Below are 18233 nucleotides of genomic sequence, written 5' to 3'. Positions count from 1 at the left end.
CGGTAGCCGTCAGCCGCAACCTCGGCGCACGGGGCGGGGGTCGAGACGCCGGTCACTTCCACTAGAGTGTGCCGGTGGCGCGCCCAACAGGTCGCTCCTGTCGTTCACGCGGCCCCCGCAGACCCACGTCCGGGGTCGCGTCCGTCACAGTTCGGAGTTGGAATGGATCTCTTGACCGAGTTCGTGGGCACCCTCGGAACCTGGGTGTGGTACGTGGTGTTCGCCATCCTCGTCGGGGTGGGCCTCTACCTGACCGTCCGCACCGGAGCGGTGCAGTTCCGGGCGCTCCCGGAGATGTTCCGGGTGCTGACCGACAAGCCCGGCATGGCCGAGGACGGCAAGAAGGGCATCTCCTCCTTCCGTGCGTTCACGGTCTCGGCCGCGGCCCGGGTCGGCACCGGCAACATCGCCGGCGTGGCCATCGCGATCAGCCTCGGCGGCCCCGGCGCCGTCTTCTGGATGTGGGTGATCGCCGGCATCGGCGCGGCCAGCGCCTTCGTGGAGTCCCTGCTCGGCCAGCTCTACAAGATCAAGGCCCCCGCCGGCTACGTGGGCGGACCCGCCTTCTACATGGAGCGCGGCATCGGCGCGCGGTGGATGGGGATGCTGTTCGCGGTCGTCATCACCCTCACCTACGGCTTCGTGTTCAACTCCGTGCAGTCCAACTCCATCGTCGATGCCCTGGGCGGGTCCTTCGGCATCGACATCACCGCCGCGGACACCCTCTGGTTCCGCATCCTCGTCGGCGCCGTGCTGGTCGGGCTCACCGCCGCGATCATCTTCGGCGGCATCCGCCGCATCTCCGCGGTCTCCGAGATCGTCGTCCCGGTCATGGCGGTGCTCTACGTGTTCCTCGGCCTGCTCGTGGTGATCCTGAACATCGGCGAGGTCCCGGCCGTGCTCGGCCAGATCCTCCAGGGGGCCTTCGGCATCCGCGAGTTCGTCACCGGCGGGCTGATCGGCGTCATCATCCAGGGCATGAAGCGCGGTCTGTTCTCCAACGAGGCCGGCATGGGATCGGCTCCCAACGCCGGCGCGACGGCCTCGATCTCGCACCCGGCCAAGCAGGGCTTCGTCCAGGCGCTGGGCGTGTACTTCGACACCTGGATCATCTGCTCGATCACCGCGTTCATCGTCCTGCTCTCGAACCCCGAGTTCGGCGGCCGGGAGGGCGCGTCCCTCACCCAGTCCGCGCTCGCCCTTCAGCTGGGCAACTGGGCGGTGCACTTCCTGACCGTGGCGATCTTCCTCTTCGCGTTCACCTCGGTGATCGGCAACTACTACTACGGTGAGTCCAACATCCGCTTCCTCACGGGCTCGCCCGCGGCGATGACCGCCTACCGCGTGCTCGTGCTGGTGTTCGTCTTCGCCGGTGCCGTGCTCGCGCTGGACCTCGTCTGGTCCCTCGCCGACCTGTTCATGGCCTTCATGGCCACGATCAACCTCGTGGCCCTGGTGCTGCTGGCCGGGGTGGCCGTGCGTGTGCTCAAAAACTACGAGGCCCAGCGCAAGCAGGGGCTGGAGCCGGTGTTCCACAGCGGCGACGTCCCCGGGCTGTCCGGGCTCGGGGCGTGGGACGGCACCGACGTGGTGACCACCCGCGCCTACTGGGACGACCTGGCGGCCGAGCGCGTCCGCTGACCCGAGCCGCTGAGTCGAGCCGCTGAGCCGATCCTCTCAGACCGTCCGGCGCGGGCGCCCCGCATGGTGCCATCCGCGCCGGACGCTCTACAGTGACAGCATGGAATCTCGAACCCAGATGACCGCCGCGGAACTCCGACAGCTCCAGGCGCCGCTCAAGGACCGCTACCGGGCGGAGCCGGAGGCGGCCCGCACACCCCTGCACTCCCACGGGGACTTCCGCGACCCCGGCCTGACCTGCACGGTGGACACCTGGGCGGGCCCCGTGCGCGGCGGCCCGCACGCCGCCACCGGCGGTGACGGCAGCGACGCCTGCTCCGGGGACATGCTCCTCGACGCGCTTCTGGCCTGCGCCGGGGTGACGCTGCGCAGCGTCGCCACCGCCATGGGCGTGGAGGTGCGCTCGGCCGAGCTGACCGCCGACGGCATGTTTGACGCCCGCGGCACCCTGGGCGTCGACCGTTCCGTGCCGGTCGGGGTCCAGGACGTCGTGGTCACCGCCCGGGTGGACGCGGACCTCGACGACACCGCCCTGGAGCGCCTCGCGCGTGCCACGGAGCGGTACTGCGTGGTCAGCCAGAGCCTGAAGGCCGACGTGACGTTCGTCCTCGAGCGCGTGTAGCGACCGGCTCCGCGTGACGGGAACGGCCCCGGAAGCTCCAGGCTTCCGGGGCCGTTCCGCGTCCCGGGACAGGACGTCCCGGGACAGGTCCACTCAGGACAGGACCTGCCGCTTCGCCGAGACGACCCCGGTGTTGAAGCCGGCCAGGTGGAGCCCGCCGTGGAAGCGGGCGTGCTCGATCTTCACGCAGCGGTCCATGACCACGCTGAGCCCGCCCTCCTCGGCGATCCGGGCGGCCTCCTCGTGCCAGGAGCCCAGCTGCAGCCACAGGGTCTTCGCCCCGACGGCCACGGCGTCGCGGGCCACGCCGGGGAGGTCGTCGTGGCGCCGGAACGCGTCGACGAGGTCGGGCGTCTCCGGCAGCTCCGCGAGGGACGGATAGACGGGCCGGCCCATGATCTCCTGCAGCACGGGGTTGACGAAGTACACCCGGTACGGCGAGGAGGACAGCAGGTAGGTCGAGACGAAGTAGGAGGCACGGGACGGCTTGTCGGACGCTCCCACGATGGCGATCGACTCGGTGCCGTGCAGGATGCTCAGCCGCTCGGGCGCGCTCGGCCCCGTCCACGTGCGGGTCTCGGCGGTCATCGGAGCGCTCCTTCGGTCGTGACGCCGGCGGCGACGTCGGTCGCGACGTCGGAGATGACGTCGGCGGTGCCGCCGGCCGGGGCGCCGGCCGCGAGGCCGGGGGTCTCCCGGGGCAGGCCGGTGGCGGCGGAGAGGGCCTGGTCCAGGTCCCAGAGGATGTCCTCGACGTCCTCAAGGCCCACCGACAGGCGGATGAGGTCCTCGCGCACCCCGGCCTGGAGCAGCTGCTCGGCGCTCAGCTGCTGGTGGGTGGTCGACGCCGGGTGCAGGACGAGGGTGCGCGCGTCGCCGATGTTGGCGAGGTGGCTGGCCAGCTGCAGGTTCTCGATGAAGCGGGCGCCGACCTCCCGCCCCCCGAGCCGCTCCGTGGGGGAGACCCCGAACGCGAACACGGCGCCCGGGCCGAGGGGCAGGTACTTCCGGGCCCGCTCGTGGTGGGGGTGGCTCGGCAGCCCGGCGTAGTTGACGTAGGAGACGCGCGGGTCCTCCTCGAGCCACCGCGCGACGGCCTGCGCGTTGGCCAGGTGGGCGTCCATCCGCTGCGGCAGCGTCTCCACGCCCTGGAGCAGGTTCCAGGCGGACTGGGGCGCCAGGGCAGGGCCGATGTCCCGCAGCTGCTCGGTGCGCAGCCGGGTCAGGAACCCGTACTCCCCGAAGTTCCCCCACCAGGTGACGTCGTTGTACGTCGGCACCGGCTCCGTCATGGACGGGAAGTTGCCGTTCGCCCAGTCGAAACGGCCGGACTCGACGACGACGCCGCCCAGCGTGGTGCCGTGCCCGCCCAGGAACTTGGTGGCCGAGTGGATGACGATGTCCGCCCCGTGCTCGATCGGGCGGATCAGGTACGGCGGGGTCATGGTCGAGTCGACGACCAGCGGCACGCCGGCCTCGTGCGCGACCGCAGCCAGGCCCTCCAGGTCCGCGACGTCGCCGGAGGGATTGGCCACGACCTCCGTGTAGACGGCCTTGGTGCCCGGGCGCACCGCCGCCCGGTAGTCGGCGGGGTCGGTGCCGGGGACGAACGTGGTCTCGATCCCGAAGCGGCGGAGGGTGACGTCCAGCTGGGTGACCGTCCCCCCGTAGAGCTGGGCGGAGGCCACGATGTGGTCCCCGGCCTGGGCGAGCGCGGCGAACACGAGGAACTCGGCGGACATGCCGGAGGCGGTGGCCACGGCGCCGATGCCGCCCTCGAGGGACGCGATGCGCTCCTCGAACGCCGCGACGGTCGGGTTGCCGATGCGGGAGTAGATGTTGCCGTACTTCTGCAGGGCGAACAGGTTGGCGGCGTCGTCGGCGTCCTTGAAGACGAACGAGGTGGTCTGGTAGATCGGGACCGCGCGGGCGCCGTGCTCGGCGTCGGGGGTGCCCCCGGCGTGCAGGGCGCGGGTGCGGAACCCGAACTGGTGGTCGGCCATGGGAAGAACTCCTCGTACGAGTGGTGCCGCTGGACGGTCCCGGGCGTCAGGAGAGCCCCGGCGGGGGTGCCGGGGGCGTGGTGCTCCATCGGTCCTGGCGGTAGCACCGTACGGTCTGCGACGTCGACCACGGTTGCTGCGGCGTCGTCGATCCAGGTCTCTCGGCCGCTCGGGATGGCTGCCCCCATTGTGCTGCCCCGGGTCGCCCCGTGCCAACCGGGGCCCACGGGCCGGTGGTGCGCCGACGACGGGCGGGCGGCCCGGCCGCTATGCTCGGCGCCATGCGCGGAAGGCGCCCGCCTTCCCCGCGCCCACGACGCTGCGGAGGACCTGGTGACGAAGGAACGGCACTACACGATCGACGTGATCGCCGGCGACGGCATCGGCCAGGAGGTCATGCCGTCCGCGCTGCGCTGCGTCGACGCGCTGGCGCAGGCGCACGGCTTCGCCGTGGACTGGCGGGAGCGAAGCTGGGGGTCCGACCACTACCGGGCCCACTCCCGGATGATGCCCGTCGACGGCATCGAGCAGCTCGCCTCCGGTGACGGCGTCCTGCTCGGGGCGGTGGGCGCCCCGGACATCCCCGACGACGTGACCCTGTGGGGCCTGCTGATCCCGATCCGACGTGAGTTCCACCAGTACGTCAACCTCCGGCCGATCCGGATCCTGCCCGGCGTCACCTCCCCCCTGCGCGGGCTTGACGAGCTGGACCTCGTCGTCGTCCGCGAGAACATCGAGGGCGAGTACTCCGAGGTCGGTGGCCGGCTCTACCGCGGCCGGCCCGAGGAGATGGCGGTCCAGGAGTCCGTGTTCACCCGCACCGGCGTCACCCGGATCGCCCGCTACGCCGCCGAGCTGGCCCAGCGCCGCTCGGGCCGGCTGGTCTCGGCCACGAAGTCCAACGGCATCATCCACACCATGCCGTTCTGGGACGAGGTCGTGGAGGCCACGGTCGCCGAGCACCCGGGCGTGACGGTCGAGAAGGTCCTCATCGACGCCCTGGCCGCCCGGATGGTCCTCAAGCCGCAGAGCCTCGACGTGATCGTCGCCTCCAACCTCTTCGGCGACATCCTCTCCGACCTCGCCGCCGGGGCCGCCGGTTCGATCGGTGTGGCCCCCAGCGCGAACCTGAACCCGGAGAAGGACCACCCGTCCATGTTCGAGCCGGTGCACGGCTCCGCCCCCGACATCGCGGGACAGGGCATCGCCAACCCCGTGGGCACGATGTGGGCGGCCGCCATGATGCTCGACCACCTCGGGGAGACCGGGGCGGCCCGGCACCTCGAGTCCGCCTTCGAGCAGGCCCTCGCCGACGGCACCCGCACCGGCGACCTCGGCGGGACGGCGACCACCGAGCAGTTCACGCAGGCCGTGCTGGCCCGGTGCACCGCCGCCCCGTGACGGGGCCGGTGGCGCGCAGCGGGGGCCCGTGGACGCCACGGGCCCCCGCGACCGGGACGGGGACCGGCCGGAGTCACCCCGCTGCCGGTGTGCCCCCACTCCGGCGCGGGAAGCGGTTGCGCAGGTTCTCGCGCGCCACCGCGGAGAGGTTCTCGATCGGCAGTCCGGCCGGGCAGACCTCCACGCAGTCGCCGAGCAGGGAGCAGGGCCCGAACTGCTCCTCGGACGCGTCGATCACCTTGGCGGAACGCTCCCGGCGCTCGGCGTCGTCCTTGGCCAGCGGCGGCAGCTCCCGCAGCATCGTGCCCACGAACAGCTGGCCGGACCCGTTGGGACAGGACGCCACGCACGCCCCGCAGCTGATGCAGCCGCCGTTGGCCAGGGCCTTCATCGCCACCGGGAACTTGCCCGCCTTCGCCACCAGGCGCAGCGCCTTCTTGTCCACGGAGAGGTCCTGCTTGACCGGGAAGGACGCCGCCCGCAGGGGCTCGATGCGCACGCGGTCCCCGTCCCGGTAGGCCCCCAGGTGCTGCATGCAGCTCGCGGCGTTGCGCTCGGGTCCGTGCGCCACGCCGTCGACCGTCACCCCGCACTTGCCGCAGACCCCCTCGCGGCAGCCGTCGTCGAAGACCACCGGGTCCTCGCCGGCGGCCCCCAGCTGCGCGTTGATCCGGTCGAGCAGCTCGAGCACGGTCATGTCCGGGCTCGCGTCCGGGACGTCGTAGGCCGTGAAGCCCCCGGGGTCCTCCGGGGAGGGCTGGCGCCACACGTCCACGGTCAGGGAGAAGGTGCTCACTCGCTCGGGTCCTTGTCGTCTCGAAGAAGGGTCGTCCCGCGGGAGGGCGTCCCCCAGAAGGTCGTCCCGCAGAGGGGGAGGGGCGGTCACGGGGCTCAGCGCACCACGCGGGTCAGGACGGCCACCGGGATCGTGGTGTTGCCGGCGGCCACGGCGGCGCCGAAGGCGTTCGCGGCGATCCGCAGCCGCCGCTGGAACTGCCGGCCGCCGCCCACGCCGACGTCGTTGGCGATCTCCGGGATGCCGTGCACCAGGTGGGCGGCCAGCGCCGCCATGGACAACGCGTAGGCGGCGGCCACCGGCGGACGGGAGAGGCTGGCCACGAGGTTGGCGTGGGCGCTGCCGCGCTCGAAGCCACGGGCGGCGGCGGGCCGGGCGCCCAGGGTCAGGTCGAGGACGTGGAAGGCCGTGAACAGCCCGAGCACCCCGCCCGTGCTGCGCATCGAGCGCTTCGCCACCGCCCACGGGGAGCGGCCGCGGCCCGGGGGGCGCCGGCCGGTGCGCGGCAGCAGCGTCCCGTTCGCCGCCCAGGACCGCGCCGTGAGCACCGCTGCGCCGCCCGCGTGCACGACGAGACCGGCGGTGAGCACGCCGCGGGCCGCCCAGAGCACCGTGCCGCGCGGCAGCACGGGGGCGCCGGCCGTGCGGAGGAACTCGGCGTAGGCGTTGAACTTCTCCTCGCCCTGGTAGATCTTCAGGTTTCCCAGCATGTGCACCAGCACGTAGCCCGAGAACAGGGCGCCGGAGGCGGCCATCGCGAGCTTGAGATCGGTGTTCGGCACGGCGGGCAGGAGCTCGTCCGGCGTGGAGCCGGCAGCGACTGCGGGGCGGGGGGAGTCGTTCACGGCATTCATCCTAGGGGCGGGGCGGGCTGGGACGTCACAAGTCTCAACGTCCTTGCGGAGGGGGTCGTGGGCCGTCACGCGGCGGCGTCGAGGAGTCGCGTCCCGCCTCCGCGCGGCGGGGTCCTACCGCCGCGCGGCCAGGACTCCGGCGATGCGCTCGAGCGCCTCCTCGTTCTGCAGCGAGGACCGGTCGCCCAGCGGGGCGCCCTCCCACAGCTGCGCGAGCAGGCGCCGGGTGATCTTCCCGGAGCGGGTCTTCGGCAGGTCCGGGACCGCCACGACCGCCCGCGGCTTGGCGATCGGGCCGATCTGGTGCGCCACGTGCTCGCGCAGCGCCGCGGTCAGCTCGTCCGCCGGGACCCGTGCGCCCTCGGGGGTCAGCACCACGCAGGCGAGCACCGCGTGCCCGGTCAGCTCGTCGCGCACCGGCGCGGCACCGGCCTCGAGCACCCACGGGTGGGTGACGAGCGCCGACTCGATCTCGATGGTGGACAGCCGGTGCCCGGAGACGTTGATGACGTCGTCGACCCGCCCGAGGATGTAGATGTCCCCCTCCTCGTCGTAGCGGGCGCCGTCCCCGGCGAGGAACCAGCCCTGCTCCGCGTAGGCCTCCCAGTAGGAGGACAGGTAGCGCTGCGGGTCGCCCCACACGGTGCGGGCCATCGACGGGCCCGTCCGGTCCACCACCACGAAGCCCTGCACCCCGGGCGGGACCGTCTCCCCGGCCTCGTCGACCACGCGGGTGGAGATCCCCGGCACCGCACGGGTCGCGCAGCCGGGCTTGAGCGCGGTGCGCGGCGCTCCGTCGTCGAACGTCCCCGGGGGCGCGAACTGGGGGTCGTGCGGGCGGGGGGACATCACGGTGGCGCCGGTCTCTGACTGCCACCACGTGTCCACGAACGGCACCTCGTCCCGGCCCAGCTGCGCGCGCAGCCACCTCCAGGCCTCGGGGTTGATCGACTCGCCCACGGAGCCGAGCAGCCGGATCGAGTTGAGGTTGTAGAGCGGTGGGACGCCCCTCGGGAACGCGCCCATCAGGGAGCGCACCAGCGTGGGCGCGGTGTAGTAGGTGGTGACGCCGTAGCGCTCGACGACCTCGAAGTGGCGGCCCCAGTGCGGGGTGTTCGGGGTGCCCTCGTAGATCACCTCGGACACGCCGTTGACCAGGGGCCCGTAGATCTCGTAGGTGTGCGCGGTGACCCAGGCGAGGTCGGCGGTGCACCAGTGCACGGTCGAGTCCACCTTGGCGGGGTCGTTGACCGTGGCCAGCTCGTCCGGGCGCAGCACGCCGTCCTCGTCCTCGACGTCGGGCAGCAGGTCGAACAGCAGCGCGTGGGTGTAGGCGGTCTGCACGAGGTAGCCGCCCATCGTGTGCACCAGGCCCTTGGGGCGCCCGGTGGTCCCCGACGTGTAGATGATGAACAGCGGCGTCTCGGCGTCGAACGCCTCGGGCACGTGCACGTCGGACTGCTCGGCGACCAGCTCGTGCCACCACACGTCCCGCCCGCGCGTCCACGGGACGGCGTCCTCTTCCTTGGAGTGCGTGCCCCGGGTGCCGCGCGGCAGGTCCGTGCGGCCCGGCCGGGAGGTGCGGCGCACGACGACGACGTGCTCGATCGCGTTGTCGCCGCCGCAGGCCTGGTCGGCGACGGCCTTGACGGGCACCACGGCCCCGCGCCGGTGCTGCCCGTCCGTGGTCACGAGGACCTTGGCGCCGGTGTCCTCGACACGGAATCGCAGCGCCTCGGCGGAGAACCCGCCGAAGACCAGCGAGTGCACCGCGCCGATGCGGGCGCAGGCCAGCGTGATGATGACGGTCTCCGGGATGACGGGGAGGTAGATCACCACCCGGTCGCCCTGCTCCACGCCCAGGGCGAGCAGGGCGTTGGCGGCGCGGGAGACCTCCCGCTGCAGGTCGGCGTAGGTGTAGACCAGCCGGTCCCCGGGCTCGCCCTCGAAGTACAGGGCCACGTGCGCGCCGCGGCCGGCCTCGACGTGGCGGTCCACGCAGTTGTGGGCCACGTTGAGCTTCCCGCCCTCGAACCACGCGATCTCCGGGACCGACCAGGTGGGGCTGCCGTCCTCGTCCGTGCCGATCCGCTGCGGGGCCTCGAAGCGGTGGGCCGTCGTCCACGGCTCGGCCCAGTCCAGCCGGGACGCCTGGTCCTCCCAGAACGCGATCCGGGCCTCGTCGGAGACGAGCGCGGGATTGGGGGTGGGGGAGGAGGGGTTGCTCCAGCTCTGGCTCACGGTGCTGCGGTCCTTTCCTGCCGGCACAGACCAGGCCTGCCCGGTTCCGGCCTGCTCGGTTCCAGTCTGCGCGAGATCTGTCCCTGCGGTCCGTGCTCGCACGGCTGCCGTCCGCACGGTTCCTGCTCCCACGGCTACCGTCCGCACGGTTCCTGCTCCCACGGTTCCTGCTCGCACGGACGGGTCCACTGTGCCAGGCGCACGTGTCAGGCCCATTTCTTGACGGCCCACTTCTCGAACACGCCCAGCAGCGCGTCCGAGGCCTTGCCGAGCACTGCCAGCAGGACGATCGCCAGCAGCAGGCGGTCGGTGCGTCCGTTGTTCTGCGAATCGGTGAGCAGCCAGCCCAGTCCCATGGACGCCCCCAGCAGCTCGGCGGCCACGAGGAACAGCCACGCCTGGGCCAGGGCTAGGCGCAGCCCCGAGATCACCGACGGCATGACGGCCGGCAGCTGCACCGTGGTGAGCAGGCGCAGCCCGTGGAGCCCGAAGGCCCGCGCCGCCTCGATGAGGTTGCGGTCCACGTGCTGCAGGGCCGCGGAGACGGTGGTGTAGACGGGGAAGAACGCGCCGATGGCCACCAGCGTGACCTTGGAGTCCTCGCCGAGGCCGATCCACAGCAGCAGCAGAGGCACCCACGCCAGGGACGGCACCGCGCGGAACGCCCCGATCGTGGGGCCCACCAGCGTGGAGCCCCAGCGGGAGAGGCCGATGAAGGACCCGGTCACGAGTCCGAGCCCCGCGCCGATCAGGAAGCCGATCAGCACGCGCTGGGTCGAGATGCCCACGTGGGTCCAGAGGTCCCCGCCGGCCAGCAGGCCGATCCCGGCCTCGAGCACCGCGAGCGGGGCCGGCAGCTGCACGGCGCTGAAGATCCCGGCGGCGGACAGCACGTGCCACAGCACCAGCAGCGCCGCGGGCAGCAGCAGGCCCAGCACGGTGCGCAGCAGCGGCCGCCGACGGGGGGCGGCCGCGGCGGTGGGGGCGTCCTCGACGCGCTCCGCCTCCGCGGCGGGGCTCAGCGGCTGCGTCACTGCCGGCCCCCGACCAGCTCGGCCGCGCGGGAGGCGTCGGCGTTCTCGGCGTAGGAGCTCTCCACGATGCTCCCGAGCGCCTCGTCGATCTGCTCCTGACCGGCCACGTCGTCGGACTCGACGAAGATCGGCCCGACCTTCTCGAGGACCGCCAGCTGCTCGTCGCCGGGCACGTGGTCGATGTCCAGATCGGTGCGCTCGAGCACCTTCCCGGCCACGGACGGCTCGATCCCGGCCGCCTCGGACAGCAGCTGCGCGGTCTCCTCGGGGTTCTCCTGCGCCCACTCCCGGGCGTAGGCGTAGACGTCCACCACGGTCTGCGCGGCCTCAGGCTGCTCCTCGAGGAAGCTCTCGTGGGCGTTGAGGAAGCCGTAGGTGTTGAAGTCGACGTTGCGGTAGAACAGCTCCGCGCCGTTCTCCTCCGCGGCGGCCATGATCGGGTCGAGCCCGGACCAGGCGTCCACCTGGCCGTTCTCCAGCGCTGCGCGGCCGTCCGCGTGCTGCAGATTCTGGATCGTGACGTCCCCGGCGTCCACCCCTGCCTCGTCGAGGGCCTGGAGCAGGAAGAAGTACGGGTCGGTGCCCTTCGTCGCGGCCACGGTGCGGCCCTCCAGGTCCGCGACCTCCTGCACCTCGCTGCCGGCGGTGGTGACCAGTGCGGACCACTCCGGCTGCGAGTAGAGGTCGATCACCTGGATCGGGGTGCCGTTGCTGCGGGCCAGCAGCGCCGCGGAGCCGGCGGTGGAGCCGATGTCCACCGCCTCCGCCCGCAGCGCCTCGTTGGCCTTGTTCGACCCGGCGGACTGCACCCACTCCACCTCGATGCCCTCCTCGGCGAACGCGGTCTCGAGCCAGCCCTTCTCCTTGATCACCACGGAGAGCGGGTTGTAGGTGGCCCAGTCCACGCGGACGGTGCCGTCCGCGGCGGCCTCGGCGGGCGCCTCGCCGGAGCCCTCACCGGCCATGCACCCGGTCAGGCCGAGGGCCAGGACGGCGGCGAGGGCGGGGATCGTGCGGACGGAGCGCTGGGGCAGAGGCATGGCGGAGCCTTTCGGGGTGGGTGGACGGTGCCGGGCGGCGCGGGCCGGCGCAGCGAGGAATCCGGGGAGGAGAGCGGGAGCGGGCCGCGTCAGCGGGTCGCGGGGTGGTGCGTGTCGACGCCGAGGTGGCCGAGGAGCTGCACGCGCAGCTCGGCGAGGACCTCGGAGGCGCGGTCGCGGGGTCGCTCGCCGGGGACGGCGAGGACCGTGCTGATCGAGGCGGGAGCGGTGGGCCCGGTCCGGCCCAGGACCACGATCCGGTCCGCGAGCTGCAGCGCCTCGTCGACGTCATGGGTGACGAGCAGGACGGTGGTGGGCCGGGCCGCGTGGATCGTGAGCAGGAGGTCCTGCATCTTCAGGCGGGTGAGGGCGTCGAGCGCGCCGAAGGGCTCGTCCAGCAGCAGGACCCCGGGAGTGCGGGCGAGGGCCCGGGCCAGCGACGCGCGCTGGGCCATGCCGCCGGAGATCGCGCGGGGACGGTGACCCGCGTGCGCGGTGAGTCCGACCACGCGCAGCAGGTCGTCGACCACGGCGTCCCCCTCGTCCCGGGGGAGCCCGCGGGGCAGGCCCAGGCGGACGTTCTCGCGCACGGAGCGCCACGGCAGCAGACGGGGCTCCTGGAAGGCGACCGCGCAGCGCGGGTCGATCCCGGACACGGGGGTGCCGTCGATGAGCACCCGGCCCGCCGAGGCGGTGTCGAGCCCCGCCGCCGCCCGCAGGAGCGTGGACTTGCCGCACCCCGACGGCCCCAGGATCGCCAGCACCTCGCCGGGCCGGGCCGTGACGTCGATGTCCTGCAGGACGTGGTGCGTCTCGCGACCGGACGGGAAGGCTTTGCCGACGTGCTCGAACGCCACGGAGAACGCGCGCTTCGAGGTGCCCGGCGCGGCGGACGGCGCAGGGCTCAGCAGAGAAGTGCTCATGATCAACTCCATCGGTCCTGGCATTAGCACCTCGCACGGAGGATCAGACGGATCCGTGCCGGTTGCTGCGACGTCGACGAGCCAGGTCTCTCAGCCGCTCCGGATGGTTACGTCACCAATTGAACGTCCTCGGCGTGTTCCCTGGCAAATCCGTCGCACCCGTGGTCGTCGCGACACAGCACTGGCACGGGGGCCCTCCGTGCCCCACCATGGACCCATGACGAGCCGCAGAACCCCGGCCCGGGCGGACCTGGTGCGCGACGCCTGCACGGCGTTCGGCGCGGTCCTCGACGGGCTCGGCGACGACGACTCCTGGGCCGCCACGGGGTGCACGGGGTGGGCGGTCCGGGACCTCACTCACCACTGCACGATGGACGCGCAGCGGGGGCTGGTCGCCCTGCGCACCCCCACGACCGCCCGCCCGGACCGGGACGCCGCGACCTGGTGGGCGGACCGGGGCGGCCACCCCGCCGGGGCCGCCGAGGGCCGGCGTCACGCCCGCGTGGCCGCGTCCATGGTCCTGGACTGGGAGCCGGTGCGCGCGCTCCACCGGGAGACGGTCCGGGCGCTCGTGCACGCGGCGGGGCACTGCGGCGGCGGCGGCGCGGTCCGCACCCAGGGGCACGTGCTGCGCGTCGAGGACCTGCTGAGCACGCTCGCGGTGGAGGCCACGGTGCACCACCTGGACCTCATCCAGCACCTGGACGGCTCCCCGGGCCCCGCCGTGGACGGGCTCGCCGAGGTCCGCCGGGTCCTCACCGACCTGTGGGAGCGGGAACCGCTCGAGCACTGGAGCGACGAGCACTTCGCCCGCGTGGGCACCGGCCGGGCGGAGCTGACCGCCCAGGAGCGCGTGGAGCTGGGCGCGCACGCGGACCTCCTGCCGCTCTTCTCCTGACCCACCTCCCACCCGCGTCCGGCCGCCGGCACGTGCCACCTCGCGGGAGGGGACAGTGGAGGGGCTCCCGTGCCAGGCTGGTGCCATGAGCCGCAACGACCCCGCCGTCATCGACCGCCTCATGACCCGGCCCGGCCGGTGGGCGGTGGTGGGACTGACCGGCAACACGGCCCGTCCCGCGCACTCGGTCGCCCGGCAGATCCGGGACGACCTCGGCATGACGATCATCCCGGTGAACCCGAAGGGCGAGCCGGTGCACGGCGAGCCCGGCCACCGCACGCTCGCCGAGGTCCCGGGACCGATCGACGTGGTGGACTGCTTCGTCAACTCCCGCCGCGTCGGCGCGGTCGTGGACCAGGCCATCGCCGCGGGCGCCGCGGCGGTGTGGCTGCAGCTGGGCGTCGTCGACGAGGCCGCGGCCGCCCGGGCGGAGCGGGCCGGCCTCGACGTCGTCATGGACACCTGCCCCCTGATCGAGCTCCGCTCCCTGCTCCAGCGCGGCTGGACCCTGGACCCGAACCGGACCCCGCGGCTCGCCCCGCCCGCCTGAGCTGCTCGCCCCGTCCACCCGCTCGAACCGCACCGTCCCGGTCCAGCGGGGGCTGCGCAAGGGGTTGCGCCGGGTCCGGGACCACCCGCTAAGCTGGCCTGCGACGACGATGACGAGTCCCGACGCGAAGCTCTGGCTGGTCGGGCGGCAACCCTCTCCCGTAGCGGGGTGCCCCAGATGAACATCGGGCCGCGGTGCACGTGCTCCGCGGCAAGTACGGCGCCCACCAGTGCGTCGGACCCGCGGGCAGGTCTCCACGACGCACGGGCGCGGGTCGGCATCGACCCGGGAGGAACACCCATGAGCAAGCGCATCGCCCTGAACGCCTTCGACATGACCTGTGTGGGCCACCAGGCCCCCGGCCTGTGGAAGCACCCCCGCTCCCGGGCGGACGAGTACAACACCATCGAGTACTGGACGGACGTCGCCCAGATCCTGGAGAAGGGCTTCTTCGACGCGCTGTTCCTCGCGGACGTCGTCGGGTACTACGACGTCTACCAGAACTCCGCGGCCCCGGTGATCCGGGACGCCACCCAGATCCCGGTCAACGACCCCTTCATGCAGATCTCCGCGATGGCGGCCGTGACGAAGCACCTCGGCTTCGGCGTGACCAGCGCGATCACCTACGAGCAGCCGTACCCGCTCGCCCGGAAGTTCGCGACCCTCGACCACCTGACGAAGGGCCGGATGGGCTTCAACGTGGTGACGTCCTACCTGAAGTCGGCCGCCGAGAACCACGGGCTGACGGAGCAGATCTCCCACGACGAGCGCTACGAGATCGCCGAGGAGTTCATGGAGGTCTGCTACAAGCTCTGGGAGGGCTCCTGGGAGGACGGCGCGGTCAAGCGCGACCGGGCCCACGGGGTCTTCGCCGACCCGGCGCTCGTCCACCCCATCCAGCACCACGGCAAGTACTTCGACGTGCCGGGCATCGGGCTGACCGAGCCGTCCCCGCAGCGCACGCCGCTGATCTTCCAGGCCGGGGCCTCGTCCCGCGGGCGCGCGTTCGCCGGCCGCCACGCGGAGGCGGTGTTCGTGGGCGGCATCCGCCCGGACCTGACCCGCGTGGTCACCGACAAGCTGCGCGACGAGGCGCAGGCGCAGGGCCGGGACCGGGACGACCTCAAGATCTTCGCGATGCTGCACGTGATCGTCGACGAGACCGACGCGAAGGCCGAGCAGAAGCGCCGCGACTACGAGCGGTACGCGGACACCGACGGCGCGCTGGGCCTCGTGGGCGGGTGGTCCGGCGTGGACCTGGGCCGGTACGACGAGAACGACGTCCTGGAGTACATCAAGACCGACTCGATCCAGTCCTTCCTGACCCCCTTCACCACGGCCGACCCCCACAAGAAGTGGACGGTCAAGGAGGTCGCGAAGCACATCTCGATGGGCGGCATGGGCGTGCCGATCGTCGGCTCCCCGCAGACCGTGGCGGACGAGCTCGAGCGGTGGATCGACGACGGCGGGCTGGACGGCATCAACCTCGCCTACCACGTGTCCCCGGGCTCGTTCGAGGACTTCGTGGAGTGGGTCGTGCCGGAGCTGCAGAAGCGCGGCCGCTACCGGACCGGGTACGAGGGCACCACGCTCCGGGAGAACCTCTACGGCGCGGGCCGGACCAAGGTGCTCGACACCCACCCCGCCGCCGCGTACCGGGGTGCCTACGCGGGCCGGCCGTCCGCCGCGGACACCCCCGCCCGCGACCTGGTCCTCTGACGCCCGCCCGGTGACCCCGGGCGCCGTCGGCGCCCGGGGTCACCGAGGTGCCCGCGCCGGGGCCACCGGGCGCGACGCGCACGAGGGGCCCCCGCACCGGGGGCCCCTCGTGCGCTCCGGGTCAGGACGCCGGTGCGGCGCTCCATCGCAGCAGGGCCGCCACGTCCGTACCGTGGGGCAGCGCCCCCGGCGGCACGAAGACGGGGCGGCCGTCGGTCAGCACCGCGGCGCGCACCAGGGCCGCGTCGGCGGAGACCCGGCCGAGCACGCCGGCGCCCACGGCCTCCGACTCCTGGACGGCGATCCACGGCTCGGCGTCCAGGGCGATGAGCTCCTGCTCCGTGTCCAGGTGGGTGTCGTCGATCAGCAGCGTCTCCGCCTGGGCCTGCTGCAGGGCCGAGACGACGGGTTCCATCCCCGAGACGGCGGTGGGGTCGGGTCGCCCCTGCTGCTCGGCGAGCCGCTCGAGCAGACCCTGCTGACGGTGGGCCACGACCTCCGCCACGCGCTCCTCGACCTGGTGGTCGAGGTCGGCGGACTTGCTGCCCTCCGCGCGGGTGTTGGCGTCGACGACGCTCAGCATCGCCCGCGTCGCCTTGGACAGCTGCTCCTCGACCAGGCCCCGGGCCCGCAGGTCCCCGGCCAGGACCACGAGCTGCGCCCCGCTCTCGGCGACGACCTTGTCGATCTGCTCGGCCACCTGCTCGGTGTTGCGCCGCCACACGTCCTCGGTGTGCCGCTGCCAGCGTCCCTGCGACCAGCCGCCCCCGGGGAACTTCTTCAGGTGCTCGGTCTCGCCCTCGATCTGCTGCTCGTCCCCGGCCCGGACGCGGCTGGCGTGCTGCAGGCGGATCTCGCCGCCGTCCCGGCCCACCTCGGCGACCACGTAGGGGAAGTCGTCCGGGCGGTGCCGGAACAGGGGAGTGAGGTCGGGGACGTCCTCCACCTGGATGACGCCGCGCCCGGCCCGGGGGCCGGGGAGGACCTCGTCGATCTCCACGGTGCCGTCGCGCACCAGCAGGTACCGGCACACCGGGTCCGGCACGCCCTCGGCCGGACGCACGGCGGCCTCCACCGCGGCGAGGTCGGCCTTGCTCGCGCCCTGGTGCTCCAGCTCTCGGCAGATGTTCTCCGGAAGGACGTCGATGGCGTGCAACGAGTCGACGGTGCCGGTGCTGATGTCCGTGTAGACGGTGCACCAGGGGCCCTTGCTCTTGAACAGTTCGGCGTAGCGGTGGAATCGGCTCGTCATGATCGACAACTCCTGCTGTTGAGCGGTGCTTCCTGTGGTGCAGACCACGTTATCCGACCACCAGGGGGCTGGGAACAGACGACCTGACGAGTAGGGTCGGAGGCACGCGACCGGTCCCACGGCCGGTGGTCCCGCAGGTCCCACGACGCAGGAGGCAGCCATGAGCGACGTACCCGAGTACGACGAGGCCGACCGGCTCGAGCAGTCGATCGACGCCGATCGGCCGGAGCTGGACGAGCAGGACGACGAGGCTCCGGTGCACGCGCCCGACCGCTCGGAGGCGTCCTCCCTCGAGGCGAACCCCGACGACCTCGTGGAGCAGGACCAGGAGGTCGTCCTCGACGAGCCGCAGGAGACTTCCACGCTCGAGGAGTGAGCTGCGCACCGCGCGGGGGCACGGGCCCCCCGCGGTGCGTCACACGGCGGATTACACGGCGGACCAGCCGCCGTCCGAGGGCATGATCACGCCGTTGACGTTGGAGGCGTCGTCGCTCGCGAGGAAGACGATGACGGCGGCGACCTGCTCGGCCGTGGCCGTGTAGGGGACGTTCTGCATGAATCCCGCCATCCGGCCGGGAAAGAGGTCCGAGCCCATGGGCGCCTCGACGCCCGTGGCCGTGGCGCCGGGGGCGACCGCGTTGGTGCGGATGCCGTCCGCCGCGTGCATGAGAGCGGTGCTCTTCGTCAGCCCGGCCACCGCGTGCTTGGAGGCGGTGTAGGCCGCCCCCGCGGCGGAGCCGCGCAGGGAGGCCTCGGACGCCACGTTGACGATCGCCCCCCGTCCGGACGCCCGCAGCAGCGGGATCGCCGCGCGGGTCAGCCGCATGACCGAGCCGACGTTGACGGCGAAGACCCGGTCCCATGTCGCGTCGTCGACCTCGGCGACGGACTCGAAGCGGTCCATGACCCCGGCGTTGTTGACCAGCACGTCGAGCCGGCCCTCGGTCGCCGCCAGCACCCGGCCCACCGCGTCCTCGTCCGTGACGTCCGCGAGCACGGGGAACAGCGGCAGGCGCGGCGCGCCCGCCACCAGGTCCTCCAGCCGGCGGGCCGACAGGTCGACCACCACCACGGTGGCCCCTTCTCCGGCCAGCCGAAGCGCGGTGGCGCGCCCGATGCCGGAGCCCGCCCCGGTGACGACGGCGGTCCTGCCGGTGAAGCGGTGGGTGTCCACGGTTCCTCCTGGGGATGCGACAGGTGCTGGATCGGATGCCCGGGCGGGTGCTCCCGCGGACCGCACGGGCCGCGGCCCCGCCCTC

The 18233-nt window shown here is 72.9% G+C and carries 17 protein-coding genes and 2 riboswitches; of the genes, 7 read left to right on the top strand and 10 right to left on the bottom strand.

Going from position 1 to position 18233, the window contains the following annotated elements:
- Positions 1-162: 162 nt before the first annotated feature.
- Positions 163-1641 (top strand): alanine/glycine:cation symporter family protein, encoded by a 1479-nt coding sequence (locus ACYVM4_RS14395; protein ID WP_460668968.1) that lies wholly within the window; start codon positions 163-165, stop codon positions 1639-1641.
- 100 nt (positions 1642-1741) lie between these two features.
- Positions 1742-2263 carry an OsmC family protein gene (locus ACYVM4_RS14390; RefSeq protein WP_206064715.1) on the top strand — a complete coding sequence of 174 codons (522 nt, stop codon included), beginning with the start codon at positions 1742-1744 and terminating at the stop codon, positions 2261-2263.
- Between the two features lie 93 nt (positions 2264-2356).
- Here the strand turns inward: ACYVM4_RS14390 and ACYVM4_RS14385 are convergent, their stop codons facing one another.
- Positions 2357-2851 carry a CoA-binding protein gene (locus ACYVM4_RS14385; protein ID WP_368820988.1) on the bottom strand — a complete coding sequence of 165 codons (495 nt, stop codon included), beginning with the start codon at positions 2849-2851 and terminating at the stop codon, positions 2357-2359.
- On the bottom strand, positions 2848-4266 hold the full coding sequence (locus ACYVM4_RS14380; RefSeq protein WP_460668967.1) for an O-acetylhomoserine aminocarboxypropyltransferase/cysteine synthase family protein: 1419 nt from the start codon (positions 4264-4266) through the stop codon (positions 2848-2850). Before ACYVM4_RS14380 ends, ACYVM4_RS14385 begins: the two co-directional genes overlap by 4 nt.
- Before the next feature lie 333 nt (positions 4267-4599).
- On the opposite strand from ACYVM4_RS14380, the gene ACYVM4_RS14375 reads away from it, so the two are divergent.
- Positions 4600-5667: a tartrate dehydrogenase gene (locus tag ACYVM4_RS14375; RefSeq protein ID WP_460668966.1), complete on the top strand. Its 1068-nt coding sequence runs from the start codon at positions 4600-4602 to the stop codon at positions 5665-5667.
- Positions 5668-5740: 73 nt separating this feature from the next.
- Here the strand turns inward: ACYVM4_RS14375 and ACYVM4_RS14370 are convergent, their stop codons facing one another.
- The 6 genes from ACYVM4_RS14370 to ACYVM4_RS14345 form a co-directional block, all read right to left on the bottom strand.
- Positions 5741-6463, bottom strand: a complete 723-nt coding sequence (locus ACYVM4_RS14370; protein WP_368820991.1) for a 2Fe-2S iron-sulfur cluster-binding protein — start codon at positions 6461-6463, stop codon at positions 5741-5743.
- Between the two features lie 95 nt (positions 6464-6558).
- Complete coding sequence (locus ACYVM4_RS14365; RefSeq protein WP_460668965.1) at positions 6559-7317, bottom strand: succinate dehydrogenase/fumarate reductase transmembrane subunit; 759 nt, start codon at positions 7315-7317, stop codon at positions 6559-6561.
- Positions 7318-7431: 114 nt separating this feature from the next.
- Complete coding sequence (locus tag ACYVM4_RS14360; RefSeq protein WP_460668964.1) at positions 7432-9558, bottom strand: AMP-binding protein; 2127 nt, start codon at positions 9556-9558, stop codon at positions 7432-7434.
- A 206-nt stretch (positions 9559-9764) separates the two neighbouring features.
- Positions 9765-10592, bottom strand: coding sequence for an ABC transporter permease (locus tag ACYVM4_RS14355; RefSeq protein ID WP_368820994.1), 828 nt, complete (start codon positions 10590-10592; stop codon positions 9765-9767).
- Positions 10589-11632, bottom strand: coding sequence for an aliphatic sulfonate ABC transporter substrate-binding protein (locus ACYVM4_RS14350; RefSeq protein WP_460668963.1), 1044 nt, complete (start codon positions 11630-11632; stop codon positions 10589-10591). The genes ACYVM4_RS14355 and ACYVM4_RS14350 overlap by 4 nt, the downstream gene beginning before the upstream one ends.
- 89 nt (positions 11633-11721) lie before the next feature.
- Positions 11722-12555, bottom strand: coding sequence for an ABC transporter ATP-binding protein (locus ACYVM4_RS14345; protein ID WP_460668962.1), 834 nt, complete (start codon positions 12553-12555; stop codon positions 11722-11724).
- A 5-nt stretch (positions 12556-12560) separates the two neighbouring features.
- Positions 12561-12665, bottom strand: a riboswitch (SAM riboswitch).
- A 107-nt stretch (positions 12666-12772) separates the two neighbouring features.
- On the opposite strand from ACYVM4_RS14345, the gene ACYVM4_RS14340 reads away from it, so the two are divergent.
- The 3 genes from ACYVM4_RS14340 to ACYVM4_RS14330 all read left to right on the top strand — a co-directional run bounded on the left by ACYVM4_RS14340 (position 12773) and on the right by ACYVM4_RS14330 (position 15722).
- Positions 12773-13453, top strand: a complete 681-nt coding sequence (locus tag ACYVM4_RS14340) for a maleylpyruvate isomerase N-terminal domain-containing protein (RefSeq protein ID WP_460668961.1) — start codon at positions 12773-12775, stop codon at positions 13451-13453.
- A gap of 85 nt (positions 13454-13538) precedes the next feature.
- Entirely contained in the window at positions 13539-14003 is a 465-nt protein-coding gene (locus ACYVM4_RS14335) for a CoA-binding protein (RefSeq protein ID WP_460668960.1), read from the top strand.
- A 108-nt stretch (positions 14004-14111) separates the two neighbouring features.
- A riboswitch (SAM riboswitch) is annotated at positions 14112-14226 on the top strand.
- A 77-nt stretch (positions 14227-14303) separates the two neighbouring features.
- Positions 14304-15722, top strand: coding sequence for an LLM class flavin-dependent oxidoreductase (locus ACYVM4_RS14330; RefSeq protein WP_368820999.1), 1419 nt, complete (start codon positions 14304-14306; stop codon positions 15720-15722).
- Positions 15723-15843: 121 nt separating this feature from the next.
- On the opposite strand, the gene ACYVM4_RS14325 is transcribed toward ACYVM4_RS14330, so the two are convergent.
- Positions 15844-16974: a baeRF2 domain-containing protein gene (locus ACYVM4_RS14325; RefSeq protein WP_368821000.1), complete on the bottom strand. Its 1131-nt coding sequence runs from the start codon at positions 16972-16974 to the stop codon at positions 15844-15846.
- A 160-nt stretch (positions 16975-17134) separates the two neighbouring features.
- Between ACYVM4_RS14325 and ACYVM4_RS14320 the strand changes: the two genes are divergently transcribed.
- The gene (locus ACYVM4_RS14320; RefSeq protein ID WP_368821001.1) at positions 17135-17350 is read left to right on the top strand and encodes a hypothetical protein; all 216 of its coding nucleotides are present in this window, start codon (positions 17135-17137) and stop codon (positions 17348-17350) included.
- 51 nt (positions 17351-17401) lie between these two features.
- Here the strand turns inward: ACYVM4_RS14320 and ACYVM4_RS14315 are convergent, their stop codons facing one another.
- A complete protein-coding gene (locus tag ACYVM4_RS14315; RefSeq protein WP_368821002.1) occupies positions 17402-18148 on the bottom strand; it encodes an SDR family NAD(P)-dependent oxidoreductase in 747 nt (248 codons plus the stop codon).
- Positions 18149-18233 lie beyond the last annotated feature (85 nt).

It is taken from the genome of Kocuria himachalensis, from assembly GCF_054784195.1.
The sequence above is the reverse complement of the archived record's forward strand: the minus strand, read 5'-3'. Positions and strand labels throughout refer to the sequence as shown.